Source organism: Mumia spirodelae, from assembly GCF_050632745.1.
In the GTDB taxonomy this organism is placed as follows: Bacteria; Actinomycetota; Actinomycetes; order Propionibacteriales; family Nocardioidaceae; genus Mumia.
Genome location: NZ_JBODSD010000003.1, coordinates 442242 through 467991, shown reverse-complemented (window position 1 = coordinate 467991; position 25750 = coordinate 442242). Strand labels below are relative to the sequence as shown.

The following is a 25750-nucleotide window of genomic DNA, read 5'->3' as shown; positions in this document are numbered from 1 at the left end:
TCTCGAGCCGCTCAGCCGAGGCCCGTACGGAAGCCCTCCCGCCAGCTCGCGTACGCAGGTGCCCACCCGAGCTCGCGCTTCGCCTTCGCGTTGGACGCGCCGCGGACCGTGGTCATCATGGCGATGCCGAACTCACCGATGAGCGGCCGGGCCACCCAGGCGGGCAGCCGCAGCGGTCTGCGCCCCCCGAGCTGCTCGGCGAGGTACGGCAACCACTCCGAGACGGGCGCCGGATCGTCGTCGACGACGGCGTAGACGCCGGGGGCGCCGTGCTCGACGGCCGCGACCGTCGCCGATGCCGCGTCGTCGATGTGGAGGAACGACCACACGCCGGAGCCGCCGCCGACGACCGGCATCCGGCCTCGCCGCACCATCTCGGCCATCGCGCCGCCCCGCGCGAGCCCGTTGCCGGGTCCGTAGAACGCGCCGTACCGCAGGACGAGCCCCTCGATGCCGGGTGCCGTCGTCACGGCCTGCTCGATATGACGGATCGCCGCCAGCGACTCGCGGGCCTCCCTGCCGGGGTCGTCGACCAGCGGGTCCTCCTCCGTCTTGACCCACGACCCACGCCGCTCGGTCGGCCATCCGGCGTAGCTCTGGGCGACGAACCGTCGCGCCCCGACCTCCTGCGCCGCCGCCAGCAGGTGGTCGGTCGCCTCGGTCCGCAGCCGGTTGGTCGTCGCGAACTCGCGGTCGAACCTCTTCGGGTTGCCGGTCATGTCCGACAGCGCGGTCAGCTCGTGCACGACCACGTCGGGGAGAGCCCCGGCCACGGCGGACCGTACGCTCTCGCGGTCGAGCGGATCCATGACGATCCCGGTGGCGCCGGCTTCCTCGATCCTCGCGACGCCCCCCTTCTTCCTGGTCGTGCCGACCGCCTCGTGACTGGCCTTCACCAGCGCGGGAACGAGGTGGCTGCCGAGCGCTCCGGTGGCGCCTGCGACGAAGACACGCATGATGCTCTCCTCTCTCGTCACCCCTCCGACGGCGCCGCCGTGCCCGGTGTGACAAGGTCACAGGTCGGTGACGCGTGTTTCGTCGTGAACCGGACATCTGACACCATGGGTGGCCTATGTCGTCCCCCAGCCAGACCCCCGTTTCCCGACGCCTCCCCCCGCTCCGCCGCCTCACCGGCGCCGTCGCGGCCGGCGCGCTCGCCCTCACCGGCGTCGTGGCCGTCCAGACCGTCGCCGCCCCGAGCACCGCCTCTGCTGCCGCGGGCTACGACGGCGTCTGCGAGAACATGCACACGCTCGGCTCCCTCACGCGGGCCGACGTCGACCGGGCGCGGGCGATCATGGGCGGCACCGTCGACATGGGCCAGTACGGCACCATGCGGCTCGCGGCCAACCCGTCGTGGGCGCCGCAGTCGGGGCTCGACCTCGCGGGCGACCGCTACATGCACTCGCTGCACTGGGCGCTGCCGCTGCTCAAGACGGGGCTGGCGCTCGGGGACGCCGAGGGTCAGGCGATGATCGCGCGCTTCACCGCCATCGTCGTCGACTGGGTCAAGGACAACCCGGTCAAGAAGCGCACGTACTGGCAGAACCACCCCCAGTACCTCGGCTTCCGCATCGGCACGTTCGTCTGCATGAACCGGCTGGACCCGTCGGCCACGCACAAGGCGTGGGCCGCCAAGCAGCTGCGCGTGGAGCTGACCAAGGCGCTCGCGTACGGCACGTCCGGGAACAACACGATGATGAACCTCAAGCTCACGGCGTACGCCGCCGCGCGGCAGGCCGGGACCGAGGCCCAGCGCGTGAAGCTGCGCGACCAGACGGTGAACGTCGCCCAGAGGCTCGCCCAGGCCGACGGCTCCGACCTCGAGGGCGCGCCCGGGTACGGCCTCTACCTCGGCACGATCATGCACCGCGCCTACAACGTCTTCACGCTGTACGGCGCCTCGTCGTCCGCGGGCAAGATCGCCTCCATGCTCAACGCGCGCGGCTCGTTCTACGCGCAGGCGAGCCGGCCCGACCGCTACCTCGAGACGATCGGCGACACGCACCTCCAGAAGATCCCGTCGGGCGTCTTCAGCGCGACCTCGGAGGCCGAGTGGGTCCGCACCTCCGGCAAGACGGGCCGCAAGCCCAGCGCGCTCTACCGGCGCTACGCCGGCGGCTACGCGTTCGGCCGCTCCGGCTGGGTCGCCGGCACGGACACGTCGTCGACGTTCTACTCGCTGCGCACCGCCGACCGCTACGCGCTCCCGTCGCACCGCCACGCGGACACGACGTCGATGACGATGTACGCCGACGGCGTCTCGTGGGTCGCCGACCCCGGCCCGTACGCGTACAACGGGTCCAGCCTGCGCTCGGCCGTCGTGCAGCGCGCGGCGCACAGCGCCCTCGTCGCCCCGGGGACCCCCAACCGCTCGGTCTACGGCAGGGTGCAGGTCTCGGCGACGTCGGCGTGGACCGACCGCACGTGCGTGTACGACCCCGGCTACCTCGCGGGCAGCGGGTTCGAGCTCACGCGCTGCGTCTACTACCTCCGCGCGATCGACGCGATGGTCGTCGAGGACCTGGTCCGCGCGACGAAGCGCTCGGGCACGATCCAGCAGCAGTGGGTGCTGCCCTCCGGCGTCAGCGCCCGCACCAGCGGACGCTACGTCGCGCTCTCCGGCACCGACGCCACCGGCACCGCCAGGAGCGCCCGCTTCCTGACGAGCGGCACCCCGCGCGTCTCCGGTGCGACGACGACGGCGGGCACGCTCGGTCAGTCGTACGGCAAGGCGACCCGCGGCTCGGTCGTCCGGGTGCCCGTGAGCGTGGCGACCGGCAGGACGGCACGCGTCGTCACCGTCTTCACCAGCAGCGGCACCCCGAGCGTCGCGCGGACGTCGGTCGGCGGCAAGGCGGCGCTGCGCGTCGCGGTGAACGGACGCGCGACCACGCTCGTGACGTCGGTCAACGCGTTCGCTCGCCTCGCCGCCAAGGTGGCGTTCTCGCGGTCGAAGGCCAAGGTCAAGGTCGGTCAGAAGGTTCGCTTCACGGCGCGCGTCACCTCGCTCGGGCTCGCGGCCAAGCGTGCGAAGGTCGTGCTGCAGGAGCGGCGCAAGGGCAAGTGGCGGACCGTCAAGACGCTGCGCACCGCCACGAACGGCCGCGTGTCGACCAAGGTCAAGATGACCTCCAAGGGCACGAAGCGCTACCGCGTGGTCGTGCGGGCCAAGAGCGGCACGAAGGGCTGGAAGCCGGCCGTGTCGGTGACCCGCGCCGTCAAGGTCGTCAAGAAGAAGCGCTAGCCCCGCTCACGCGATCGGCGCCGGCGGCCGCGGCGCCGTCTGCGCGAGCAGCGCACGCCAGACCCGCGCCCCGACGATCGCGTTCGATCCCATCCGGCGGGCGCCCTTGTACGAGCGCATCGTCGCCCGTGACCGTGCGTCCCACACGCCGCTGGCCGGGATGCGCAACGCCTGCTGGACCGCGCGTACGGCGGGTCCTCGGGTTCCGGAGGTGATCCGCAGCCCGGAGTACGCGACCAGCGTCCGGTGGAGCGTCGACGAGCCCGGCGCGGCCGTGACCCGCGGGTAGCGGGGGCACGGGATCGCGCGCCGCCCGGTGTAGCGCTCCGCCCAGTTGAGGTCGGCCGGTCGGCACGGTCCGTAGTTCGTGCCGGCCACCGTCTTGTCCCAGTACGAGGTGTAGCCGCGCGCGCCCGCCCACGACAGCGACAGGTGGACGTGGTTGCGGTGGCACGTGGTGTCGTACGCCGTGCCGGCGCGCCGCTTGGCGGTGCAGCCGTTGTAGACCCGCCAGCCGTCGCCCGCGCGGTAGGCCGACCAGATCTTGTTGTTCCAGATGATGTACATGACGCCGAGGCGGCGGGCGTTCGCGAACGCGTTGCCGCGGGCGTCGGTGCGCAGCAGCCAGGCCGACAGCCTGTCCCCGCGCTTCTTGCCGTTGGCGGTCCGCGCGTTGGTCATCCAGTCGACGGCCCGCCCGTCGTGGTGCTCGCTGGTCGCCGTGGTGCAGTCACGGGCGGCGGACCAGCTGGTGACCGGCCAGGTCGCGACGAGCAGCGCGCCGAGCCTGGCGGTGCCCTTCTGCGGCTTCGCGCAGCTGACCGGACCGACGTACGAGGCCGGGGCCTCGATCGCCGCGGGCAGCCCGGACGGGGTCGGTGGCGCTTTCGCCGACGCCGGTGCGACCAGGGCCAGAGCGAGGACGGACGGCGCCACCAGCAGTGATGCCGTACGCCCGAGATGCGTACGAGACATGGTGCTTCCCCCAGGTGCCCGCCCGACGCATCGACAGGTTCATCGACTTCCCCACGCCAGGCGCACCGTCCCCACGGTACGTATTACGACAATTGGTGCATCTCGAACACCACAGGTGGTCGAGTAGCGGCGAGCCCCTGGGCGAGCCGCGTATCGAGACCCCGACACGGACGATCGGTCACGTCCCTCCGACGATCGGTCAAGTCCCAGGCGGCGTTCCGCCCCACGATGGCGGTGATCCCCTCGGACAGGAGTGCCATGACCACGGCAGAGACAGAGCCCCGCTCGGCGACGACGACCGTCCAGACCCCCGGGCCGGAGGCGTCGTGGTGGGCGGTCGGAGCGCTGGCGCTGGGCATCTTCACGCTGGTGACGGCCGAGTTCCTCCCCGCGAGCCTGCTGTCGCCGATGGCGTCCGACCTCGGCGTCTCGGAGGGCATGGCCGGCCAGACGGTGACGGCCACCGCGGTGATGGGGGCGATCACCGCACCCACGCTCGCACTCCTCCTGCCACGCGTGGACCGGCGCACGGTGATGATCGGGCTCACCGCGCTCGCGCTCCTCTCGAACCTCCTCGTCGCGGTCAGTCCCGGACTCGTCACCGTCCTGCTGGCACGCCTGCTGCTCGGCGTCGCGCTCGCCGGGTTCTGGGCGATGGTTCTCGCGGTCACCGCCCAGCTCGTCCCGGCCGACCACCTCGGCCGGGCGATGATGGTGGTCAACTCGGGGGTCTCGCTGGCGACCGTGCTCGCCGTCCCGGTCGGGGCGTTCCTCGGTGAGCAGTGGGGCTGGCGGTGGGTCTTCGTCGCGGCAGGAGCGACCGCGGTCGTCGCCCTCGTCGCGCAGCTGGTGACGCTGCCTCGTCTCCCGGTCGCCGTCAGCGGGTCCCTGCGGGTGCTGCTCGAGACCGCGCGGCGACGCATCGTCATCCTTGGGATGGTCGCGACCGCGCTGGTCGCGGGTGGGCACTTCGCGGGCTTCACGTACCTGCGGCCGGCCCTCGACCGGGTCCCGGCGCTGACGGCGACCGGGCTGGCGGTGCTGCTCGCGGCGTACGGGGTGGCGAGCTTCGTGGGCAACCTCGCGAGCGGCCTTCTCGCCGACCGGAGGCTGCGCCTCGTCGTCGTCGCGGCCCCGGCCTTGATCGGCGTCGCGACGGTGACCCTCGCGCTCGCCGGCACCTCGTACACCGCCACGGGCGCCGCGGTCGTCGTCTGGGGCATCGCGTTCGGCGCGATCCCGACCGCCATCCAGACGTGGATCGCCCGGGTCGCACCCGACCGGCTGGAGAGCATCGGCGGGCTGTTCGTCGCGACGTTCCAGGTCGCGATCGCCCTCGGCGCCGCGGTGGGAGGACTCGTCGTCGACGCGTTCGACGTCCGTACGGCGCTCGTCGTCGGCGGGGTCGCCGCCGTCCTGGGCGGTGCGCTGCTGGGATCGGCGCGCCGGGTGTGAACGTCGGGCGGGAGGGCCGGACTCAGGAGGGCTGGCGGAGCCACGCCCGCGGCGACAGCCCCGTGTGCCGGCGGAACGCACGGCTGAACGCGGCCTCCGAGCCGTACCCGGTGGCGAACGCGACGTGGGTCGACGGCGACCCCGACCGGAGCAGGTCCATGGCCTTCCGCATCCGGACCGCCGTCAGGTAGCGCACCGGGGTGTCGCCGACCGCCGTACGGAACTGCTCGGAGAACTGCGAGCGGGAGGCGCTGGCGATCTGGGCGAGCGAGGCCACCGTCCACGGCGAGCCGGGGTCGGCGTGGATGGCGGCCAGCGCCTTCGCGACGTGGGGGTCGCGGATCGCCCCGAGCCACCCGCTCGCCGCTCCGCAGCCGGACTCGGCCCACTGGCGGATCGCGGCGACCATCACCAGGTTGGCGATCCGGCTCGTGAGGGAGGTCGACCCGGGACGCGCACGGCGTACCTCGTCCTCCATCGCCCCCAGCAACGGTTCCATCACCGGCTCGGCGGCGCGGAAGCAGCACGCGAGCACCGTGTCCGGCATGAGGCGGACCAGCCGCTCGCCGTCGGAGATCTCGAGCCGGAGGTCGCCGGTGTAGAGCGTGGTCGGCGTGGTCGCGCGCACGAGCGCCTCACCGCCGCGCGGAAGGAGCAGGAACGCCCCTTGCCGAAGCTCGGTGCGGACGCCGTCGCGGCTCACCACGACGTCGCCGTCGACGACGTAGTGGAACCGCATCCCGTCACCGTGATAGCGCCGTGGCTCCCCGCCGCGCAGGTCCTCCCGGGCGAACCCGGTCACGCTCCAGTGCAGCGCACCGAGAAGCTCGTCCAGCGTCGTCGGCTCCGCGTCGTACCCCGTGGCGACCATGATGAGGTCAAGTCCACCGGGCGGGGAGACATTCCCGACCGCGCCGCTACGTCAGGTGGCGCGCCAGGAACTCGCGCGTACGCGGTTCCGTGGGGTCGGTGAACAGCCGCTCGGCCGCCCCACGCTCGCGGACGACGCCGTCGTCGAGGAAGAGCACCTCGTCAGCCACCTCGCGGGCGAACTGCATCTCGTGGGTCGCCATCACGATCGTCATGCCGGCGTCCTTGAGCTCGCGCACGGCCTCGAGCACCTCGCCCACCAGCTGCGGGTCGAGCGCGGACGTGATCTCGTCGAGCAGCAGGACCTTCGGCTCCATCGCGAGCGCACGGACGAGCGCGACCCGCTGCTGCTGCCCACCGGACAAGGCGTCCGGGTGCTTACGCGCCTGGTCGGCGAGCCCGAAGCGGGTCAGCAGCCCCATCGCCCTCTCCTCGGCCTCGCGGCGCCGACCGCCGCGGACCTTGCGCGGGCCGAGCGTGACGTTGTCCAGGACCGACATGTGCGGGAAGAGGTTGTACGCCTGGAAGACGATCCCGATGTCCCGACGGACGTCGTCGACGTCGACGCGCGGGTCGGTGATCTCCCGCCCGTCGAACCAGACCTCGCCGTCGTCGACGACCTCGAGCAGGTTGAGGCAGCGCAGGAGCGTCGACTTGCCGGACCCCGATGCACCGATGAGGCACACCACGTGATGGGTGTCGACGCCGAGGTCGACGCCCTTGAGGACATCGTGGGCGCCGTAGGTCTTGCGGACGCCACGCGCCTCCAGCAACGCACTCATGCTGCTCCGCTCTGTCGCCGCGCCGCCCGCAGCGACAACCAGTCGGTGAACCGCGCGAGCGGGATCGTCGCCACGATGAAGAACACGGCCGCGACGACCATCGGCGTGAAGATGAAGTCGCGGCTGGAGTAGATCTGCGCCTGCCGCAGCGCCTCGAGCACGCCGATCGCGGAGAGCAGCGCGGTGTCCTTCTGCAGCGACACGAAGTCGTTGAGCAGCGGCGGCGTCACGCGGCGCAGGGCCTGGGGGAGCACCACGTACCGGAGGGTCTTCGCGTACGACAGCCCCAGCGACCGCCCGCTCGCCCACTGGCTCGGGTGGACCGAGAGGATGCCGGCGCGGATGACCTCCGCGACGTACGCGCCGTAGCTGAGCGTGAGCGCGACGATGCCGAGCCAGAACGGGTCGTTGGTCGTGCCCTGCAGGCCGAGCGTCGGGACGCCGAAGCCGACCAGCAGCACGATCAGCAGCGTCGGGGTGCCGCGGAAGACGTCGGTGTAGACCGTGGCGACGACCTTCAGCGGCGCCATCCACGCCGACGGGACGACGCGGACGACGGCGACGAGGAGCGCGAGCGCCAGGATCAGCACCTCGGCGATCAGGAACGCCTTGATGTTGGTGACGAACGCCTTCGCGATCTCCGGGAACGACTCCTTGGCGTCCTCCCAGTCGAAGTACGTCTCGCGGACCCGGTCCCACCCGGGCGCCGAGGTCACCAGCAGCGCGACGCCGACGAGGATCACCGTCGTCGACACGAGCGCGATCGTCATCCGGCGCCGGTCCTGCCGACGCCGGAACGCCAGCCGCTCGAGCTGGCGCTCGCTCACCTCCCAGGAGGTGCTCACGACAGCTCGGGGACGCCCGTCGTCTGAGACAGCCACTCCTTCTCGAGATCGGCGAGCGTGCCGTCCTCACGCAGGGTGGTGATCGCCTCGTCGAGGCACGTGACGAGCTCGCTGCCCTTCTCGAGCAGCAGCCCGAACTCCTCGCTCTGCCCGGTCTCCGGCTGGAACTGGCCGACGATCGTGCCGGGCTTGGAGAGCACCGCGGCCGTCGTGTAGAACGCCGACGGCAGGTCCATCACGAGGGCGTCGATCTGCCCGACCTCCAGCGCCTTGGTGGCCTGGTTGGTGTCGTCGTAGACCCGGGCCTGCTTGGTCGGGGCGATCTGGTCGATCGCGGTCAGCGACGTGGTCCCGACCTGCGCGCCGAGCTGCGCGTCCTTGAGGTCGGCGAAGCTCGTGGCCTTCGCGTACGGGCTCGACTCCAGCGTCACGACCGCCTGCGCCGCCTTGTAGTACGGCTCGGAGAACGTCACCGCCTGGGCGCGCTCCTCGGTGATCGAGATCTGGTTGATGTCGAAGTCGAACGACTTCTGGCCGGGCTGGTAGCTCGTGTTGAACGGCACGACCTCCCACGCCACCTCGTCCTTCGCGAAGCCGAGCTGGTCGGCGATCGCGTACGCGACGGCGCTCTCGAAGCCCTTGCCGTTGCTCGGGTCGTCGTCGACGAACCACGGCTCGTACGCCGGCGAGTCGGTGCCGATGGTGAGCGTGCCGGCCTTCTTGAGCGGGAGGTCGGCCTTCTCGCAAGACGCGCCGGTGGTCGAGTCGCTGGAGGCGTCGTCGTTGTCCTCGGCGGGTGCGCACCCCACGGCGAGCGTGAGGAGCGAGGCGGCCGCGAGAGCGGCGAGACGGGCGGGTCGTACGGGCTTCATGGCAAGAATCGTACGGCTCACAGCTGGCCGCGCTGCCGAAGGATCGGCATCACGCCCTCGGCGAACCAGTAGGCCTCCTCGACGTGCGGGTAGCCCGAGAGGACGAACTCGTCGATGCCGAGCTCGGCGTACTCGCCGATCAGGTCGGCCACCTCGACGTGGCTCCCGACGAGGGCCGTGCCGGCACCGGAGCGGACCAGACCGACCCCCGACCAGAGGCCCGGGTAGATCTCGAGGCTTCGCGCGTCCCCCGGCGCGTACCCGCCGTGCAGCTCGCGCATGCGCTTCTGCCCCTCGGACTCGCTCGAGGCCAGCACCGCCTGCGCCTTCGCGACGTCGGCGGGGTCGAGGTCGGCGAGCAGCTGGTCGGCGACCTCCCACGCGTCCTCGCTGTGGTCGCGGGTGATGGTGTGCAGGCGGATGCCGAACCGGACCTCGCGCCCCTCCTCCTCGGCGAGCTTGCGGATCCAGGCGATCTTCTCGGCGACCTGCGCGGGCGGCTCGCCCCAGGTCAGGTAGACGTCGACCTGCCGCGCGGTCACCGGGCCCGCCGCGGCCGACGACCCGCCGAGGTAGATCGGCGGCACCGTCGCGGGCTTGCGCGTCCGTGCGTCGGTCACGTCGTAGAAGGTGCCCTGGCGGTCGTACCCCTCGTCGGTGAAGGCCCCGCGGAAGATCTCGAGGAACTCCTCGGCACGGGCGTACCGGTCGTCCTTGCCGACGTGGTCGCCGAACCGCAGCTGCTCGGACGGGTCTCCGCCGACGACGACGTTGATCGCGAGCCGGTCGCCGGAGATGCGCTGGAAGGTCGAGGCCATCTGCGCGAGGAGCGTGGGGCTGATCAGCCCGGGGCGGGCGGCGATGAGGAACTTCAGGCGCGAGGTCTCCCGCAGCAGCGCCGACGCGACCACCCACGCGTCCTCGCAGGGCGTACCCGTCGGAGTCAGCACGGACTCGAAGCCGAGCCGCTCGGCCGTCCGCGCGACGTCGACCAGGTAGTCGAGGTCGGGCTCCCGGTAGCGGCCGGCCGTGTGCGCCGCACCGCCGGCACGCGCGAGCTCCGTCGGGACGCTGTGACCGCCTCCGACGAGGGTCCGGCTGTCGCCGGTCGTGGGCAGGAACCAGTGGACCTTCATGAGACTCCTCGACGACGACGCAGAACGACGGTCACCCTCTCGCGAAGACCCGCCCGGGACACGGATATCGCGCACGGCGACTGAAACGGCACCAGATCTGCGGCGCCCGGCGAGATGGCAGGACGACGCCTCAGGTGCGTCGTACGTTCCCCACCATGCTCCGACGACCGCGCCGCCTCGGCCTCAGCTGGCTCCCCGCCGTGATCACCGCGGTCGGGGTGCTCGTGCTGTGGACGGTCGTGGCGGCCTCGGACGTCGTCCACCCCGCCTACCTCGCCCCCAGCCCGCTGGAGGTGTGGGACGCGTTCGTCCGCGCCAACACGTACCACCCGATCGGCGGCGGCGTCGACCGTGTGGTGCGCGGCGAGGAGAACTACTTCCTGTGGGAGCACCTCGTGGTGAGCCTGCGCCGGATCGGCATCGGCCTCGCGCTCGCCATCGTGGTCGGGGTCCCGCTCGGCCTGCTGATGGGCACGGTCGCGTCCGTACGCCGGGTCGCGGGGCCGTACCTCGACTTCCTGCGGTCCATCCCGCCGCTGGCGTACATGGGCTTCCTCGTCGCATGGTTCGGCATCTACGACGCGTCCAAGATCTGGCTGCTCTTCCTGGCCGCGTTCCCGCCGATCGCCCTGGCGACGATCAACGGCGTCCAGGGCGTGCGCGAGGACCAGGTCAACGCGGTCCTGTCCCTCGGTGCCTCGCGCCGGCAGGCCGTCACGTCCGTCGTCCTGCCGGCGACGCTGCCCGACATCCTCAGCGGCATCCGGGTCGCGGTCGGCTTCGCCTGGACCACCGTCGTCGCCGCCGAGCTCGTCAACGGGCTCCCGGGCATCGGCGGTCTCGCGTACCTCTCGGGCACGCAGAACAAGATCGCGCTGTCGGTGGCCTGCATCCTCGTCATCGGTCTCACCGCCATCGCGCTCGACGCCGTCATCCGTCTCATCGAACGAACACTCGTCCCGTGGCGAGGAAAGGCCTGACCATGAAGCCAGCACCCCTGAAGTCCGCCCGCTCGAAGGCCGCCGCGGCAGCCGCCGTGACGGCGCTCGCGCTCCTCGCCTCCGGCTGCGTCGGCGGCGGCGACGAGGCCTCCGCCGGCGGCAGCTCGGACTGCCCCTGGGAGCCGGACGAGTCGATCACCTCGACCGTGCGGATCGGCTACCAGAAGATCCCGAACGGCGACGTCGTTGTGAAGGACCAGAAGATCCTCGAGAGCTGCGCGCCCAACGCGACGATCACCTGGAGCAACTTCGCCTCCGGCGGCGACGTGGTGCAGGCGTTCGGCGGCAAGAGCCTCGACATCGGCCTGATGGGCTCCTCGCCGGCGACGAAGGCGCTGTCCGCCCCGCTGAACCTGCCCGTCAAGGTCGTCTGGATCCACGACGTCATCGGCGCGGCCGAGTCGCTGGTCGTGCGCGACGGCGCCGCGACCGACATCGCGGGGCTCAAGGGCAAGACGATCGCGACGCCGTTCGGGTCCACCGCCCACTTCTCGCTGCTGCAGGCGATCACCGACGCCGGGGAGAAGGCGACCGACTACAAGCTGGTCAACGCCGAGCCGGAGCAGATCGCACCGGCGTGGTCGCGGGGCGACATCGACGCGTCCTGGGTCTGGGACCCGACGCTGAGCGAGCTCAAGAAGGACAAGGGCACCGTGATCCTCACCAGCGAGGACACCGCGAAGGCGGGCAAGCCGACGTTCGACGTGGGCGTGGCGTCGGACGAGTTCATCGCGGGTGACGCCGACTTCCTCGCGCTGTGGGCGAAGGCGCAGGACTACGCGATCGGGCAGATCGCCGACGACCCCGACAAGGCCGCCGAGAGCGTCGCGGTCGAGGTCGGGGTGACGACCGAGGAGGCGAAGGCCCAGTTCGACGGCTTCGTCTACCTGTCGGCCGAGGAGCAGGCCGGTCCCGACTACCTCGGGGGCAAGCTCGGCACGGACCTCTTCGCGACGGCGCAGTTCCTGCTCACGCAGGACGGCATCGCCGCGGTCGGACCGGAGTCCGCGTACGCCGAGGGCGTCGACCCGAGCGCGGCGGAGGCGGCGGCACAGTGACCCTGGAGTCGGTCCGTACGCACGCGGGCGCCGTGCGCGTCGCGGGAGTCGAGCACGTCTTCGGCTCCCGCGGCGCCGAGGTGCCGGCACTGGACCGGATCGACCTCACGATCGAGCCCGGCGAGCTGGTCACGCTCGCCGGGCCGTCGGGGTGCGGCAAGACCACGCTGCTGCGTCTGGTCGCGGGGTTCATGCGGCCCTCGTCCGGATCGATCACGGTCGGCGACCACGAGGTCCGCGGGCCGGGCGCCGAGCGTGGGGTCGTGTTCCAGCAGCCCACGCTCTACCCGTGGCTCGACGTGCGCGGCAACATCGCGCTCGGCCCGCGGCTGCGCGGGGCCGCCAAGGCGGAGCGGACGGCGCGCGCGGACGCGTACCTCGCGATGGTGGGGCTGACCGACTTCGCCGACCGGAGGCCGTACGAGCTGTCCGGCGGCATGCAGCAGCGCACCCAGATCGCGCGCGTCCTCGCGAACGACCCCGACATCGTGCTGATGGACGAGCCGTTCGGCGCCCTCGACGCGCTGACCCGCGAACGCCTCCAGGGCGAGCTGCTGGCGCTGTGGCGGACGACCGGCAAGACCGTCCTCTTCATCACCCACGGCGTCGACGAGGCGGTGCTCCTCGGCTCGCGCGTGCTCGTGATGAGCCCGCGTCCGGGACGGATCGTGCTCGACGAGAACGCCCCGTTCGCCGCGGCGTCGGCGGACGTCGACCCGAAGGAGCTGCGCGCCTCGCCCGAGTTCGCGGCGATGACGCGCCGCGTCCGGGACGCGATCGCCTGATCCTCCGCCCGGGGGAGCGGGCTAGCGGTCAGCCCGCAGGCCGGACTCGATCGCGAACACCACGAGCTGCGCCCGGTCGCGCGCGTGCAGCTTGACCATCGCGCGGCTCACGTGCGTACGGACCGTGTCGGGACTGACGACGAGCGCGTCCGCGATCTCCTGGTTGGAGCGGCCGGTCGCGACCCAGCCGAGGATCTCGCGCTCCCTCTCGGTGAGGTCCTCCAGGCGCGGGTGCGGACGGGACGCGGCCGACGAGCCGCTGAAGCGCTCGATCACGGTACGCGTCACCGACGGGGCGAGCAGCGACCCGCCGGCGGCGACGACGCGGATGCCGTCGAGCAGCGCCGTCGGCTCCGCGTCCTTGAGCAGGAAGCCGCTGGCCCCGTGCCGCAGCGCCTCGAAGACGTACTCGTCGAGCTCGAACGTCGTCAGCATCACGATCCGTACGTCGTCGAGCGCGGCGTCGCCGTTGACCTCGGCGAGGAGGGCGAGCCCGTCGAGCACCGGCATCCGGATGTCGCACAGCACCACGTCGGGCGTCGTCCGGCGGATCAGGGCGAGCCCCTCGCGTCCGTCCGCGGCCGCGCCGACCAGCTCGAGACCGTCCTCGGTGTCGATCAGCGTCGCGAGCCCCATCCGGACGAGCGGCTGGTCGTCGACGAGCGCGACCCTGATCACGGCTCCTCCGGCAGCGAGGCGTGGACGCGGAACCCCGCGCCGCCGGCGGGACCCGCCGCGAGCACGCCGCCGACCTCGCCGACGCGTGCCCGCATGCCCGTGATGCCCATGCCCTCATCCTGGCCGGAGGTCGGGCCACCGCGCCCGTCGTCGCTCACGGTCACCTCGAGCGTGCTGGCGTTCCGGGCGACGTCGACCACGGCCCGGGTGGCGCCCGCGTGCCGGAGCACGTTCGTCAGGGCCTCCTGCACGACCGCGTACACGACCTCGCCGAGCCGGTCGTCCACGTGCTGGACGTCGCCTGTCCGCACGACCTCCAGCCCTCCGGCGCGGACCCGGTCCAGCAGGGCGTCGAGGTCGTCGATCCCACGGACGGGTCGGCGTGCGGCCTCGGTGCCCGACATCCGCCCGAGCTCGGCTCGCAGCGCGTCGAGGGACTCGCGGCTCGTCGCGCGGATCGCCTCGAGGCTCTCGCGCGCCTTCGCCGGGTCGCGCTCGAGCACGTGCAGCGCGACACCCGCCTGCATCGCGATCACCGCGAGCCCGTGCCCGACACCGTCGTGCAGGTCCTGCGCCATCCGCAGCCGTTCCTCGGTCGCCGCCCGGGCGCTGCGGTCGGCACGCGAGGACTGCAGCTGGCTCACGGCGGTGGCGACGGCACCGGCCGCGGCGACGACGGCGAGCAGCCCGATCGCCTGCCACACCTCCTGCGTCCGCTGCCCGTCGGTGGCCAGCATCCGGATGACGAGCGCGGCCGCGGCGACGAGGGCGGCACCGACGGCCCAGGGCACCCACCGGTACGAGGTGGCGCGCAGCGCGACCATGAACGTCACGGTCGGGAGCGCCAAGAAGACCGGTCCGTCGGCGAAGCCCGCTCCGAAGTAGACGGCGGTGCAGATCCCGCTGGCCAGCAGCGCGACCTCCGCCCGCCACGGGAAGACGGCCGGGAGGACCGCGAGCACGGCGGTGAGGGCGGCGCCGACGACTTCGCCGTGGCTCGAGCCAACCTCGCGGTTGGACGCGACCGTGCCGAGCAGCACGATGATCACCACGGTCCACGGCCACCAGCCGGGAGCGTGGAGCAGGTCGGGACGCCGGTCGCTCACGGGCCGAGGATAGAACGCGCCGAGCCCTGGGGCGTACGACCGCGCGAGGCTCCGCCGTACGCAGATCCGCGTACGCAGGAGCCGCGTCAGGACGGACGCCTCACGGCACCGCGGCGACGACCGTGGAGGTCATGGACGATCTGGTGGTTGAGACACACGGGCTGACCAAGAGGTACGGCGAACGACTCGCCGTGGACTCGGTCAGCATGACCGTACGGCGGGGCGAGGTCTACGGATTCCTCGGCCCGAACGGGGCCGGCAAGACGACGACCCTGCGGATGATGCTCGGCCTGATCCGGCCCACGGCCGGCACGGCGAGCGTCCTGGGACGGCCTGCCGGCCGTCCCGACGTGATCGCCCGCGTGGGGGCGCTGGTGGAGGGGCCGGGGTTCTTCCCGTACCTGTCCGGGCGCGACAACCTGCGGACGATGGCCCGCTACCGCGGTCTCGGCGACGACGCGGTCGATGCCGCGCTGGCACGCGTCGACCTCACCGACCGTGCGGGCGACAAGTTCAAGGCCTACTCGCTCGGCATGAAGCAGCGGCTCGGCGTGGCCTCCGCACTCATGGGCGACCCGGAGCTGATCGTGCTCGACGAGCCGACGAACGGGCTCGACCCTGCGGGCATGGCCGACATGCGGGCGCTCGTCGTGTCGCTCGCGCGCGGCGGGCAGACCGTGCTGCTCTCGAGCCACCTCCTCGCCGAGGTCCAGGAGATCTGCGACCGCGTCGGCGTCATCAACGGTGGTCGGCTGCTGCGCGAGGCGCGGGTCGACGAGCTCCGCGGCGACGCGACGCTGCGGGTGCACGCGACTCCGGAGGACGGGGCGATCGCGGTCGCGATGCGCGTCGCGGGCGAGGACGCCGTACGCCGCACCCCGCACGGTCTCGAGATCGGGCTCCCGGCCACGGCCGCGCCCGCGCTCGTACGAGACCTGGTCGCCGCCGGGGTCGACGTCCACGAGGTGTCGCCCGCCGAGCGCACCCTCGAGGAGGTCTTCTTCGAGATGACCACCGAGACCCCGACGACGAAGGAGAAGGTGTCATGACCACACTGATGGACACGCCGATGGCGGCCTCCTCGATCACGCGCAGCACCCGGGCGGAGCTGCTGCGCCTCCGCAAGTGGCCGGCCGTGTGGGTGACGGTGGCCGTGTGGGTCGCGCTGGCCCTGGTGTTCGGCTACCTGTTCCCCTACCTCTCTTACCGGACGGGCGACCTCAGCTTCGCCGGCGACGGCGACACCCGGGCGCAGCTGCTCGTCGAGATGCTCCCTGCGGCACTCCCGACGGTGCTCGTCCAGGGCCTGCCGATGTTCGGCGGGGCGCTGGCGCTGGTGCTCGGCGCGATCGTGGCCGGCAACGGCTACGGCTGGGGGACGTGGAAGACCGTCTTCACCCAGGGCCCGTCGCGCCCCGCCACGGTGGGAGGCTCGATCGTCGCCCTCACGGCTGCCGTCCTCGGCATCCTGGCGTTGACCCTGGTGCTGTTCACGGGCGTCTCGCTGCTGGTCGCGGGGGTGGAGTCGCAGGCCGTCACGTGGCCCTCGGTCGGCGCCCTGCTCGAGTCCTTCGGCGGCGGCTTCCTGGTGCTCGAGATGTGGGCGCTGCTCGGCTACGCCCTCGGGACCGTGGCGCGGGGCCCGGCCCTGGCGGTCGGGCTCGGACTGGTGTGGGCCCTCGTCGTCGAGAACCTTCTCCGCGGTGTCGGCGCACTGCTCGGTCCCGTCGAGGCGGTGACGGAGGTCCTCCCGGGGACGGCGGGAGGCTCGCTCGTCGGTGCGCTCATCGACGTCTCGGCCAACCCGAACGAGACCCCCGGGATCCTCGACACGCTGTCCGGCGGGCAGGCGCTGGCGACGGTGACGGCGTACTGCGTCGGGCTGGTGGTCCTGGTTCTCGTCCTCGTACGACGCCGCGACGTCTCCTGACCGACGTCGCGTCACCGTGCGGGAGGTCCGACCCCGGGGTCGGGCCTCCCGCACGGTTGTCAGGGCTTCGCCCAGGAGGCGCGGCCGTCGCCGGTGATCGGGATCTCGGGGCCGAGCAGGACCTCCGGGCGCAGCGTCGCCTCCCCGAAGCCGCGGACGCGGGCGAGCACCTCGCGCGCGCTGACCCGCAGGCGGTTGGCGTCACCGACGGCGAGGCCGCGCACGTCCATCCCGGCGGCGCGGCCGAGGTCCACGGCGCGCGCGACGTGGAAGTCCTGCGTGACGACGATGGCGTTCTCCACCCGGAAGACCTCGCGGGCGCGCCGCATCGTGTGCCAGGTGCTGCGGCCGGCGTAGTCGGTGAAGACGTCCTCGGGCGGCACGCCCGCTCGGAGGACGGCGTCGCGCATGGCGTCCGGTTCGTTGTAGGCGTGGGTGCGGTTGTCGCCGGACACGAGGACCTTGTCGACCGTCCCCGCGCGGTAGAGCGCGACCGCGGCGTCGACGCGCTGCTGGACGACCGCTCCGAGCCGGCCGTCGGGCATGACCCAGGACCCCGGCACGAGGGCGACCTGCGCGTGCGGCAGAGCATCGGGGTCGTCAGTTATCCGGTCGTCGGTCCGCTTCACCACGACGGCGTTGGCGGTCGCGACCACGAGGGTGCCCGACAGCGCGAACGCCCCCGCGACGACGATCAGACGGCGGCGCAGGCGACTCATGCCGGTCAGCGTAGGCGGCATCGCCAACGTTGTACGGCATCCGATGACTTTCGTACGGGGCGCCGGTCTGTTCGGGTGAGTCCGTTGGGGACCACCACCATCGCGAGACGGAGACCGACCATGTCGTTCCAGGCCTACCTCGACACCCTCGAGAAGAAGACCGGCAAGACCCCGCGCGCGCTCGTCGAGGAGGCCCGGGAGCGCGGCTTCGCCGAGCCGGACGCCAAGGCAGGGCAGGTCGTCGCGTGGCTCGACGAGGAGTACGGCGTCGGCCGGGGGCACGCGATGGCACTGTGGCACGTGATCCGCAACGGCCCGAAGATCAGCACCAAGCACGTGGGCACGTCCGGCAGCCACAGCGACGCGTCGGACACGCTGTGGCTGGACGGCGCCGCGACGAACCCCGCGACGTCCTGAGGTCGCTCGCGCGCATGCCCCGCGCGACGATCGGGGCATGCGCACCGACACGATCGAGATCCGGACGGGCGACCGCGCCGTCGTCCACGACCTGACCCGCGACTGCGAGCGGTTCGTCGCGAGCGAGCGCGACGGGCTGCTGAACGTCTACGTCCCTCACGCGACCGCCGGCGTGACGATCATCGAGACCGGGGCCGGCTCCGACGACGACCTGCTGACGGCCCTCGACGACCTGCTGCCGCGCGACGACCGCTGGCGCCACCAGCACGGGACACCGGGGCACGGACGCGACCATGTCGTCCCGGCGTTCATGGCGCCGTCGGTCACCGTCCCGGTGCTCGGCGGCTCGCTCGCGCTGGGGACCTGGCAGAGCGTGGTGCTGGTCGACACGAACGTCGACAACCCGGTGCGCGAGGTGCGTCTCAGCTTTCTGGCAGGATGATCCAACACAAGTCTTCGCGATCACGTAGACTTGTGTCGTGGCCCTGATCGGCGTACGCGAGGCGGCGGAGCGTCTCGCCATCTCGCCTCGACGCGTGCACCAGCGCATCGAGGACGGCACGCTGCCCGCGGTCCGGGTCGGCAACCAGTGGGCGATCGACCCGGCCCGGCTCCCGCTGGCGGCCCCGAAGCCCTCGCGCCCGCTCTCGCCCCGCATGGCATGGGCGCTCCTCGACCTGCTGGCGGGAGGGTCGCCCGCGGTCGCGTCGACCGAGCGCGCCCGCCTCCACGCGTACGCCGAGCGTCTGCGCGCGGCCGACGACCCCGCCGCGCTGCTGCGGGGCTGGATGGCCCGCAGGGCGGACCGGCGGGAGTTCCGGGTCGCCGCGTCCGACCTCGACGACCTGCGCGACGACGAGCGGGTCCACCGCTCGGGAGTCAGCGCCGAGGGGAGCTTCATCGTCAGCGGCACCCTCGAGGCGTACGCGGCGACGGCGGACCTCGACGACCTCGTGGACGACTACTTCCTCGTCCCTGCCGACCGTCAGGAGGGCAACGTCGTCCTGCACGTCGTCGACGTGGTGCCCGACACGACGAGGTGGCCGGTCCTGGCAACGGACCTGGCCGAGCACCTAGGATCCCGCGAGAGCGCCCGTGCGACCGAGCTCGTCCGGCTCGGGTCGTCCTGAGACCAGGAGGTCGGCGTGAGCATCGTGCTCCCCGTGATGAGCGCCGAGCAGGAGGCGTCCTGGTTCGGGCTGTTCCACCTGGCCAAGAACGTGCCCGAGGGCTGGACGCTCGTCGGCGGGCAGATGGTCCACCTGCACTGCGCCGAGCGGGGCGTCGAGCCGTACCGCTCCACCCCGGACGTGGACACCGTCCTCGACGTCCGCGGCCATCCGCAGATCCTGATGACGGTGACCTCGGCGCTCTCGGAGGCCGACTTCGAGCCGCGCGGTCTGACCGCGAGTGGCAAGCAGCACCGCTGGGTCCGCGGCGCGGCGACGATCGACGTCCTCATCCCCGCGTTCACCGGACAGCCCGGTCGCAGCACGGGCGCGAGCGGCTACCCGGGGCTCGCGACGCCCGGCGCGATCTACGCCCTGCGCCGCTCCGAGCCGGTCGAGGTGACGGTCGGCGACACGACGGGCACCGTACGCCGTCCCACGCTGCTCGGCGCGCTCGTGATCAAGTCCGCCGCGCACTCGATCACGGTCGACCCCGCCCGCGAGCGTCACCTCGACGACCTCGCGCTCCTCGCCTCGATGCTCACCGCACGCGACCTGCGAGGGGTCGAGCTGTCGAAGGGCGAGGCGAAGTACGTCCGCGAGGCGGTGCCGGCGGCCCAGAACCACCTCGCGACCTCGATGATCGACGGCGCGGAGGACGGACTGGCCCGACTGGCGCGCCTCGTGGAGCGCGCCGCGGTCTGACCCGGCCCGGCGGTGAGCCTGGTCCCACCGCCCGTCCCGGGCCGCCCACTCGTCGGCGAGGATCCCGTACGTGTAGCCGTCGATCCATCCGAGCTCCGCGTGCCACGAGTCGCGCACGCCATGCTGCTCACGACGCATGCCGAGCTTCTCCATCACCCGCCACGACGCGGTGTTGTCCGCGAAGCACGCGGCGGTGACACGCAGGAGGCCGAGCTCGGTGAAGGCCAGGTCGAGCAGCGCGCGGGCGACCTCGGTCGCGTAGCCGCGTCCGGCGTACCCCGGCGCGAAGGTGTAGCCGAGCGACCCCTCGACGCCGTGCCACGGCTCCCCGCCCTCACGCTGCCCCAGACCGTCGCGAACCTCGAGCGACGCGAGGCCGATCACCGCACCCTCGAGGTGCACCAGCACCGCGTGGTCGGTCGGGTCGTCGACGCTGGCGAGCCAGGTCTTGCGGAAGGACGCGGGCTCGACGACCGTCCGGATCAACCAGCGGGTCACGTCCGGCGCGTTGCGCCACTGAAGCGCCTCGTCGAGGCCGGCTTCGGTGGGCAGCCGGAGCTCGAGCCGCTCGGTGCTGCGGGGCCAGGCGATGTCGGGTGTCGTCACGGGAGCGAGACAACCAGGCGGGCGCAGAGGGAGGCAACGCAGTTTCGGCCCGTGACAGACTCCGTCGATGACCTCGACGACGACCACCGCGGATGCCGCGGGCACGTGGCAGCTGGGCGACCTGACCGTGAACCGGCTCGGGTTCGGAGCGATGCGCCTGACCGGGAGCGCCGCGTTCGACCTCGGGGAGGTGCGCGACCGCGACCGGTCGATCCAGGTCCTGAGGCGAGCGGTCGAGCTCGGGGTGAACCACGTCGACACCGCCGCCTTCTACTTCTCGCCGTTGCGCTCGGCGAACGAGCTGATCAACAGCGCGCTCGCGCCGTACGCGGACGATCTCGTGATCGCGACGAAGGTCGGACCGGGCAGAGACCCCTCCGGCGCCTGGCTCTCTCCGGCGCGGCCGGACGAGCTGCGCGGACAGGTCGAGGAGAACCTTCGCCAGCTCGGCCGCGACCACCTCGACGTGGTGAACTTCCGGCGGATGCCGACGGTGGAGTCCGTCGCCGAGCACGTCGGGGCGCTCGCCGACCTCCGCGAGGCCGGGCTGATCCGGCACATCGGCGTCTCCGCGGTCGAGCGCTCGCACCTCGAGGAGGCCCTGACCATCACCCCGGTGGTCTGCGTGCAGAACCGGTTCGGCATCGGCTCCTCCCCTGACGCGCTCGACCTCCTCGCCACGTGCGGCGACCTCGGGATCGCCTTCGTGCCGTTCTTCGCCGTCGCCGGGACCGGCGCCGAGCGCGGCAGGTCCGCGTCGGCCGAGGACGAGGAGGTCGCTGCGATCGCCGACGCGCACGGCGCCTCGCCCGCGCAGGTCCGGCTGGCGTGGACGCTGCAGCAGGGGGCGCACGTGCTGGCGATCCCCGGCACCGGCAACCTCGGGCACCTCGAGCAGAACGTCGCCGCCGGCGCCCTCCGCCTGGACGAGAGCGAGTTGGCGCGCCTTTCGCGGCGATGATGCGTGTCCGATCATCTTCAACTTTTCACGGAATCCAGCACGGGATCGGCGCTCGTTGCGAGTTTACGTAACAAATCTTCATCCCACCTGCTGATACGACGCATGGTGCAACCACCTGTCCGTGCGCTTGCATGCAAGGGATCACCTGAACCGGTCAGGCGACGGAAGGAGCCACTCGCGTGCGATCCTCACTCGTCCGGACCGGCGTCGTCGGGGGCGCGTCAGCACTGCTGCTGACCGCGATGCCCGCCTCGCTGGTCTCGGCCACCACCACCTCCGACCAGCCGGCCGTCGACTGCAGCGCAGTCCTGACGGCCCCGACGCTCGACGCCGCGTTCGACGCCGCCGCCCGTGCGGCCGACGTCCCCGCGGACCTCCTCAAGGCCGTCTCGTACATGCAGTCTCGTTGGGAGGGCCACGACGGCCAGGTCAGCAACGACGGCGGATACGGCATGTTCAACCTGAAGTCCACGACGACCGCTGTCCCCGACGGCGCCGGGAAGGGGGACGGGGACTCGGCGCGCTCCACCGTGAGCCAGCTCGACCGGGCCGCCGACCTCACCGGCATCGCGGCCTCGACCGTGCGGGCCGACGACCGTGCCAACCTTTGCGGGGCTGCGGCGCTCACCGCGGCGTACGCGCCGGACCTCGACGCGACCACGCCCGCCGCGAGGTGGACCGGCGCCATCGCCCAGTTCGGCTCGGCCGACACGTTCACCACGCAGGTCCTCAGCACGCTGCGCAAGGGTCAGTCCCGCCTCACCTCGGACGGCGAGGCGGTGACGCTCGAGGCGGACCCGTCGGTCACGGTCCCCTCCGCGACCGCGAGCGACCCCCAGGCGGACTGCCCGCCGGACCTCGGCTGCGAGTGGATCCCGGCCGGGTACGCCAAGCTGGACCCGGCCGACCCCGACAGCACCGGCAACTACGGCAACCACGACAAGGCCGACCGCACCGGACCGGGCGGACCGAAGCTCAAGTACATCGTCATCCACGACACCGAGACCGCGTACGACCCGACGATCGGGCTCGTCACCGATCCCGGCTATCTCGCGTGGAACTACACGATCCGGTCGTCCGACGGCCACATCGCCAACCACCTCGACCCGAAGGACGTCGGCTGGCACGCCGGCAACTGGTACGTCAACGCGCACTCGATCGGCATCGAGCACGAGGGCTGGGCCGGTTCGGCCGGCTGGTTCACCGAGGCGATGTACGAGCAGTCGGCGAAGCTGGTGCGGCACCTCGCCGACGAGCACGACATCCCGCTGGACCGCGCGCACATCATCGGGCACGACCAGGTGCCCGGCGTCGCGTACGGCTCGACGAAGAGCGTCCACTGGGACCCGGGGCCCTACTGGGACTGGGAGCACTACTTCGACCTGATCGGCGCGCCGATCGGGCAGTCGGCGAAGAACACCACGAAGGTCAAGGCGGGCGACGTCGTCGAGGTCCGCTCCGGCTACGCCGACAACGTCAACACGATCACGGGCTGCCAGCAGGCCTCGCCCGGCTCCGGGGACTGCGTCGCCGGGCAGGGGACCAACTTCGTCCTCGCCTACCAGGCTCCGTCGACCGATGCCCCGTTCGCGAAGGACCCGGGCTGGAAGCCGACCGGCGCCGCCGGCACGACGTACGCGAGCGACATCAGCGCCCGCATCCAGTCCGGCCACAAGCTCGTCGTCGCCCAGGTGCAGGGCGAGTGGCTCGGTGTCTGGTGGGCCGGCTCGCTGGTCTGGATCCAGAACCCCGCGGCGAAGCCGGTGGTGTTCCGTACGACGGCCAAGACCGTGACGACGACGTCCACCACGACGGCGGCGCCGATCTTCGGCCGTGCCTACCCTGAGGCGGCGGCGTACGCGCCGTTCGCGATCCCGTTCCAGGCCCACTCGGCGCTGGAGTACACGCTCGGGGTCGGTCAGACGTACGCCGTGAGCGACGCGGACGTGGAGACGGACTACTACTACGCGAAGAGCTACGACGGGTCGATCCCCGACGACCGGACCGACGTGAAGGGCCAGCTGCGGTACTACCAGCTCTGGTACGCGCACAAGCAGGTGTTCGTGAAGGCCGACGACGTGACGCTCGCCGACCCCGGCAAGCAGAACGTGGTCCCGACCTCGCTGCCGAGGATCACCGGTGAGGCGAAGGTGGGATCGACACTCACCGTGAGCAACGGGTCGTGGTCGCGCGAGGTCACGGACTTCCGCTACACGTGGCTCGTCGGGGGCCGCAAGGTCGCGGACGCGGCGTCGTACACGTACACGCTGAAGCCGTCGGACGCCGGCAAGCGTGTCGTTGCGGTGGTCACGGTGGACGACCCGGCGCTCCGCGCGATGTTCGCCCCCTCGCTGCCGACCCGGAAGGTGGTCGAGTAGCACCGACCAGGAAGGTGGTCGAGTAGCACCGACCCGAAAGGTGGTCGAGTAGCACCGAGCCCCTGGGCGAGGGGCGTATCGAGACCCAGCACGGGTCTCGATACGCCCTCCGCGAGCGCTCCGGGCTAATCGACCACCAGGGGCTCAGGCCTCCGCGTCGAGGGCAGCAGCGACCCGGCGGTGCGCCTCCCAGATCTCCTCCGGCATCCGCTCGAACTGCGCCAGGTGCTCCTCCCGGAAGCCGATCTCCTGCTTCCACCGGTCGACGTCGATCGAGAGGATCGTCTCGAGGTCCTCCGGCGTGATGTCGACGCCGTCCAGCAGCAGCTCGTCCTTGGTCGGGATGATGCCGACCGGCGTCTGGCGGCCGGTGACCTCCCCCTTCTTGAGCTGGATCAGCCAGAGCAGCGGCCGCAGGTTCTCGCGGTAGCCCGGCCACAGGAAGTGGCCGTCCTCCGGATCACGCTGGAACCAGTTGACGTGCGCGAAGATCGGCAGCTCCTTTGCGGCGCCGACCACGTCGAGGTAGTGCCGCGCGTAGTCGCCCTCGCCGTAGGCCATGAACGGACGGTTGGACATCGGGTCGTAGCGCAGCTGGCCCTCGACCCCCTCGGCGGCGAACGTCGCCTCGGCGCCCAGCGTCAGCCCGTCGTACACACCCTCGGCGAGGTCGGAGATCGCGCGGATCAGCGGCTCGCGGTCGCGGGTGCGTCCGCCGAAGATGATCGCGTCGATCGGCACGCCGGAGGCGGCGTTGTAGTCCGGCGCGATGTTGGGGACGTTGTCGAGCGTCGTCGTGAAGCGGCTGTTGGGGTGCGCCCACGGAGAGGTGTCGCCGGGCTCGCGGTCGGCGATCGGGGCGCCCATCCAGTCCAGCCAGCCCGTGACGTCGGCCGGCGGCTCCGGCGTACGCCCCTCCCACCAGACCTCCTGCGTCTGCGGGTTGTAGGCCACGTTGGTGAAGATGGCCCCCGTGCCCTCGTCCACGGAGTGCAGCGCGGTCGGGTTGGTCGTCTCGTTGGTGTCCTTCGCGACGCCGAAGACCCCGTACTCAGGGTTCATCCCGTAGAGGCGTCCCGACTCCTCGTCGACCCACAGCCACGCGATGTCGTCGCCGTAGAACGACACGTGGTAGCGGTCGCCCAGCGCGTCCGGCGGCAGCATCATCGCGAGGTTGGTCTTGCCCGAGGCGCTCGGGAAGCCTCCGCAGATGTGGTACGTCTCGCCGGTCTCCTTGTCGTGGATCCCGATGAGCATGTACTGCTCGGCGAGGAACCGGCGGGAGTCCCAGCCGTCGTACGCACCCTGGCGCAGGCCGTGGGCGATCTTGCCGAGGAGCGCGTTGCCGCCGTACGACGAGCCGAAGTGCAGGATGGTCCGCTCGTCGGCGACCGTGACGAAGTAGCGCTGGTCGTCGGGCGTGCCGTGACCGAGCAGCTCCAGCTCGCCCGTGACGTGGACGGCGCGAACGAAGCTGTCGGGGTCGTCGAGGTCGTTGACGAACTCGACGCCCACACGCGCCATGCGGATCATGTGGAGCACGACGGTCCGGGTGTCGGTGAGCTCGACGCCCGCGGCCCAGGGTGCCAGCTCGTTGCCCGGAGGGGCCATCAGGTACGGGACGACGTACATCGTCTTTCCGACCAGCGCGCCGCGCATCTTGCTCTCGAGCAGCGGGCGCATCTCGGAGGCGGGGCGCCAGTTGTTGTAGACACCCTTGTCCTTCGGGTTGTTGGTCGCGACGATCGTGCGCTCCTCGGAGCGCGCAGTGTCCTTGTGGTAGCTGCGCGAGTAGTAGCGCCCGATCCCTGCAGGCTCCAGCTCCTTGGCCGCGAGCGCCTCCTCGATCAGGCGGGCGTCGTCGGCGGCGCTCACGACCTCGATGCGATCGGCCCCCGTGACCTCGGCCCAGTGGCGTACGTAGTCACGGACGCGCGGGTTCGTGAGGCCGGCGTCGTCCATCGCCTTGTCGGGGTCAGCCATTTGTTGCGGATCCTTTCGATCGGCGGCGGTGCGTTTGAGAGTACCCCCTGTTCCTGCCGCTGAATCGGGGTC

General features: G+C 71.8%; 24 protein-coding genes and 1 pseudogene. 13 read left to right on the top strand and 12 right to left on the bottom strand.

The genetic code is table 11. The features are described from left to right. Nucleotides 1-11 precede the first annotated feature (11 nt). Nucleotides 12-956 carry an NAD-dependent epimerase/dehydratase family protein gene (locus tag ACQSSQ_RS17780; RefSeq protein WP_431328449.1) on the bottom strand — a complete coding sequence of 315 codons (945 nt, stop codon included), beginning with the start codon at nt 954-956 and terminating at the stop codon, nt 12-14. 116 nt (nt 957-1072) lie between these two features. On the opposite strand from ACQSSQ_RS17780, the gene ACQSSQ_RS17775 reads away from it, so the two are divergent. Beyond that, nucleotides 1073-3247, top strand: a complete 2175-nt coding sequence (locus ACQSSQ_RS17775; protein ID WP_431328448.1) for a heparinase II/III domain-containing protein — start codon at nt 1073-1075, stop codon at nt 3245-3247. Nucleotides 3248-3253: 6 nt separating this feature from the next. On the opposite strand, the gene ACQSSQ_RS17770 is transcribed toward ACQSSQ_RS17775, so the two are convergent. Next, nucleotides 3254-4222: a peptidoglycan-binding domain-containing protein gene (locus tag ACQSSQ_RS17770; RefSeq protein WP_431328447.1), complete on the bottom strand. Its 969-nt coding sequence runs from the start codon at nt 4220-4222 to the stop codon at nt 3254-3256. Between the two features lie 258 nt (nt 4223-4480). Between ACQSSQ_RS17770 and ACQSSQ_RS17765 the strand changes: the two genes are divergently transcribed. Next, nucleotides 4481-5677 carry an MFS transporter gene (locus ACQSSQ_RS17765; protein ID WP_431328446.1) on the top strand — a complete coding sequence of 399 codons (1197 nt, stop codon included), beginning with the start codon at nt 4481-4483 and terminating at the stop codon, nt 5675-5677. Between the two features lie 22 nt (nt 5678-5699). Here ACQSSQ_RS17765 and ACQSSQ_RS17760 read toward each other — a convergent pair whose 3' ends face one another. From ACQSSQ_RS17760 to ACQSSQ_RS17740, 5 genes are read right to left on the bottom strand one after another with little or no spacing between them, the layout of a single operon-like run. Continuing rightward, nucleotides 5700-6548: a helix-turn-helix domain-containing protein gene (locus ACQSSQ_RS17760; RefSeq protein WP_431328445.1), complete on the bottom strand. Its 849-nt coding sequence runs from the start codon at nt 6546-6548 to the stop codon at nt 5700-5702. 46 nt (nt 6549-6594) lie between these two features. Next, nucleotides 6595-7329, bottom strand: a complete 735-nt coding sequence (locus ACQSSQ_RS17755) for an amino acid ABC transporter ATP-binding protein (RefSeq protein WP_431328444.1) — start codon at nt 7327-7329, stop codon at nt 6595-6597. Further along, nucleotides 7326-8174: an amino acid ABC transporter permease gene (locus tag ACQSSQ_RS17750; RefSeq protein ID WP_431328443.1), complete on the bottom strand. Its 849-nt coding sequence runs from the start codon at nt 8172-8174 to the stop codon at nt 7326-7328. The genes ACQSSQ_RS17755 and ACQSSQ_RS17750 overlap by 4 nt, the downstream gene beginning before the upstream one ends. Continuing rightward, on the bottom strand, nt 8171-9046 hold the full coding sequence (locus tag ACQSSQ_RS17745) for an ABC transporter substrate-binding protein (protein WP_431328442.1): 876 nt from the start codon (nt 9044-9046) through the stop codon (nt 8171-8173). Before ACQSSQ_RS17745 ends, ACQSSQ_RS17750 begins: the two co-directional genes overlap by 4 nt. 17 nt (nt 9047-9063) lie before the next feature. Then, nucleotides 9064-10182 carry an LLM class flavin-dependent oxidoreductase gene (locus ACQSSQ_RS17740; protein ID WP_431328441.1) on the bottom strand — a complete coding sequence of 373 codons (1119 nt, stop codon included), beginning with the start codon at nt 10180-10182 and terminating at the stop codon, nt 9064-9066. A gap of 155 nt (nt 10183-10337) precedes the next feature. Between ACQSSQ_RS17740 and ACQSSQ_RS17735 the strand changes: the two genes are divergently transcribed. From ACQSSQ_RS17735 to ACQSSQ_RS17725, 3 genes are read left to right on the top strand one after another with little or no spacing between them, the layout of a single operon-like run. After that, a complete protein-coding gene (locus ACQSSQ_RS17735) occupies nt 10338-11162 on the top strand; it encodes an ABC transporter permease (RefSeq protein ID WP_431328440.1) in 825 nt (274 codons plus the stop codon). A 2-nt stretch (nt 11163-11164) separates the two neighbouring features. After that, complete coding sequence (locus tag ACQSSQ_RS17730) at nt 11165-12241, top strand: taurine ABC transporter substrate-binding protein (RefSeq protein ID WP_431328439.1); 1077 nt, start codon at nt 11165-11167, stop codon at nt 12239-12241. Beyond that, nucleotides 12238-13026, top strand: coding sequence for an ABC transporter ATP-binding protein (locus ACQSSQ_RS17725; protein WP_431328438.1), 789 nt, complete (start codon nt 12238-12240; stop codon nt 13024-13026). Before ACQSSQ_RS17730 ends, ACQSSQ_RS17725 begins: the two co-directional genes overlap by 4 nt. 21 nt (nt 13027-13047) lie before the next feature. Here ACQSSQ_RS17725 and ACQSSQ_RS17720 read toward each other — a convergent pair whose 3' ends face one another. Together ACQSSQ_RS17720 and ACQSSQ_RS17715 are read right to left on the bottom strand one after the other, a co-directional pair. Beyond that, the gene (locus ACQSSQ_RS17720; protein WP_431328437.1) at nt 13048-13704 is read right to left on the bottom strand and encodes a response regulator; all 657 of its coding nucleotides are present in this window, start codon (nt 13702-13704) and stop codon (nt 13048-13050) included. Continuing rightward, complete coding sequence (locus ACQSSQ_RS17715) at nt 13701-14810, bottom strand: sensor histidine kinase (protein WP_431328436.1); 1110 nt, start codon at nt 14808-14810, stop codon at nt 13701-13703. Before ACQSSQ_RS17715 ends, ACQSSQ_RS17720 begins: the two co-directional genes overlap by 4 nt. Nucleotides 14811-14953: 143 nt before the next feature. Here ACQSSQ_RS17715 and ACQSSQ_RS17710 point away from each other — a divergent pair, with 143 nt between their 5' ends. Further along, nucleotides 14954-15859, top strand: a complete 906-nt coding sequence (locus ACQSSQ_RS17710) for an ATP-binding cassette domain-containing protein (RefSeq protein WP_431328435.1) — start codon at nt 14954-14956, stop codon at nt 15857-15859. Beyond that, nucleotides 15856-16740 (top strand): ABC transporter permease, encoded by an 885-nt coding sequence (locus ACQSSQ_RS17705; RefSeq protein WP_431328434.1) that lies wholly within the window; start codon nt 15856-15858, stop codon nt 16738-16740. Before ACQSSQ_RS17710 ends, ACQSSQ_RS17705 begins: the two co-directional genes overlap by 4 nt. 59 nt (nt 16741-16799) lie before the next feature. Here ACQSSQ_RS17705 and ACQSSQ_RS17700 read toward each other — a convergent pair whose 3' ends face one another. Continuing rightward, entirely contained in the window at nt 16800-17459 is a 660-nt protein-coding gene (locus ACQSSQ_RS17700) for a SanA/YdcF family protein (RefSeq protein ID WP_431328433.1), read from the bottom strand. A gap of 120 nt (nt 17460-17579) precedes the next feature. Here ACQSSQ_RS17700 and ACQSSQ_RS17695 point away from each other — a divergent pair, with 120 nt between their 5' ends. The 4 genes from ACQSSQ_RS17695 to ACQSSQ_RS17680 are packed head-to-tail and all read left to right on the top strand — an operon-like array spanning nt 17580 to nt 19750. Beyond that, complete coding sequence (locus tag ACQSSQ_RS17695; protein ID WP_431328432.1) at nt 17580-17876, top strand: DUF4287 domain-containing protein; 297 nt, start codon at nt 17580-17582, stop codon at nt 17874-17876. 37 nt (nt 17877-17913) lie between these two features. Further along, nucleotides 17914-18318, top strand: coding sequence for a secondary thiamine-phosphate synthase enzyme YjbQ (locus tag ACQSSQ_RS17690; protein ID WP_431328431.1), 405 nt, complete (start codon nt 17914-17916; stop codon nt 18316-18318). Nucleotides 18319-18355: 37 nt separating this feature from the next. Continuing rightward, on the top strand, nt 18356-19006 hold the full coding sequence (locus tag ACQSSQ_RS17685; RefSeq protein WP_431328430.1) for a helix-turn-helix domain-containing protein: 651 nt from the start codon (nt 18356-18358) through the stop codon (nt 19004-19006). A 15-nt stretch (nt 19007-19021) separates the two neighbouring features. Further along, nucleotides 19022-19750 carry a hypothetical protein gene (locus ACQSSQ_RS17680; RefSeq protein WP_431328489.1) on the top strand — a complete coding sequence of 243 codons (729 nt, stop codon included), beginning with the start codon at nt 19022-19024 and terminating at the stop codon, nt 19748-19750. A gap of 135 nt (nt 19751-19885) precedes the next feature. On the opposite strand, the pseudogene ACQSSQ_RS17675 reads toward ACQSSQ_RS17680, so the two are convergent. Next, a pseudogene (locus ACQSSQ_RS17675) lies at nt 19886-20356 on the bottom strand (GNAT family N-acetyltransferase); the annotation flags it as partial. Between the two features lie 67 nt (nt 20357-20423). Between ACQSSQ_RS17675 and ACQSSQ_RS17670 the strand changes: the two are divergent. Beyond that, complete coding sequence (locus ACQSSQ_RS17670; protein ID WP_431328429.1) at nt 20424-21317, top strand: aldo/keto reductase; 894 nt, start codon at nt 20424-20426, stop codon at nt 21315-21317. 179 nt (nt 21318-21496) lie between these two features. Further along, complete coding sequence (locus tag ACQSSQ_RS17665) at nt 21497-23695, top strand: N-acetylmuramoyl-L-alanine amidase (protein WP_431328428.1); 2199 nt, start codon at nt 21497-21499, stop codon at nt 23693-23695. A gap of 144 nt (nt 23696-23839) precedes the next feature. Here ACQSSQ_RS17665 and ACQSSQ_RS17660 read toward each other — a convergent pair whose 3' ends face one another. After that, nucleotides 23840-25678: a phosphoenolpyruvate carboxykinase (GTP) gene (locus ACQSSQ_RS17660; RefSeq protein WP_431328427.1), complete on the bottom strand. Its 1839-nt coding sequence runs from the start codon at nt 25676-25678 to the stop codon at nt 23840-23842. Between the last annotated feature and the right edge of the window lie 72 nt (nt 25679-25750).

What these genes read in the sequence shown, in the direction of transcription:
- ACQSSQ_RS17735 (WP_431328440.1), top strand. Translation starts at nt 10,338, where the DNA reads ATGCTCCGACGACCGCGCCGCCTCGGCCTCAGCTGGCTCCCCGCCGTG.
- ACQSSQ_RS17670 (WP_431328429.1), top strand. Translation starts at nt 20,424, where the DNA reads ATGACCTCGACGACGACCACCGCGGATGCCGCGGGCACGTGGCAGCTG.
- ACQSSQ_RS17700 (WP_431328433.1), bottom strand. Translation starts at nt 17,459, where the DNA reads ATGAGTCGCCTGCGCCGCCGTCTGATCGTCGTCGCGGGGGCGTTCGCG.
- ACQSSQ_RS17765 (WP_431328446.1), top strand. Translation starts at nt 4,481, where the DNA reads ATGACCACGGCAGAGACAGAGCCCCGCTCGGCGACGACGACCGTCCAG.
- ACQSSQ_RS17745 (WP_431328442.1), bottom strand. Translation starts at nt 9,046, where the DNA reads ATGAAGCCCGTACGACCCGCCCGTCTCGCCGCTCTCGCGGCCGCCTCG.
- ACQSSQ_RS17755 (WP_431328444.1), bottom strand. Translation starts at nt 7,329, where the DNA reads ATGAGTGCGTTGCTGGAGGCGCGTGGCGTCCGCAAGACCTACGGCGCC.
- ACQSSQ_RS17660 (WP_431328427.1), bottom strand. Translation starts at nt 25,678, where the DNA reads ATGGCTGACCCCGACAAGGCGATGGACGACGCCGGCCTCACGAACCCG.
- ACQSSQ_RS17740 (WP_431328441.1), bottom strand. Translation starts at nt 10,182, where the DNA reads ATGAAGGTCCACTGGTTCCTGCCCACGACCGGCGACAGCCGGACCCTC.
- ACQSSQ_RS17705 (WP_431328434.1), top strand. Translation starts at nt 15,856, where the DNA reads ATGACCACACTGATGGACACGCCGATGGCGGCCTCCTCGATCACGCGC.
- ACQSSQ_RS17770 (WP_431328447.1), bottom strand. Translation starts at nt 4,222, where the DNA reads ATGTCTCGTACGCATCTCGGGCGTACGGCATCACTGCTGGTGGCGCCG.
- ACQSSQ_RS17760 (WP_431328445.1), bottom strand. Translation starts at nt 6,548, where the DNA reads ATGGTCGCCACGGGGTACGACGCGGAGCCGACGACGCTGGACGAGCTT.
- ACQSSQ_RS17695 (WP_431328432.1), top strand. Translation starts at nt 17,580, where the DNA reads ATGTCGTTCCAGGCCTACCTCGACACCCTCGAGAAGAAGACCGGCAAG.
- ACQSSQ_RS17775 (WP_431328448.1), top strand. Translation starts at nt 1,073, where the DNA reads ATGTCGTCCCCCAGCCAGACCCCCGTTTCCCGACGCCTCCCCCCGCTC.
- ACQSSQ_RS17780 (WP_431328449.1), bottom strand. Translation starts at nt 956, where the DNA reads ATGCGTGTCTTCGTCGCAGGCGCCACCGGAGCGCTCGGCAGCCACCTC.
- ACQSSQ_RS17730 (WP_431328439.1), top strand. Translation starts at nt 11,165, where the DNA reads ATGAAGCCAGCACCCCTGAAGTCCGCCCGCTCGAAGGCCGCCGCGGCA.
- ACQSSQ_RS17690 (WP_431328431.1), top strand. Translation starts at nt 17,914, where the DNA reads ATGCGCACCGACACGATCGAGATCCGGACGGGCGACCGCGCCGTCGTC.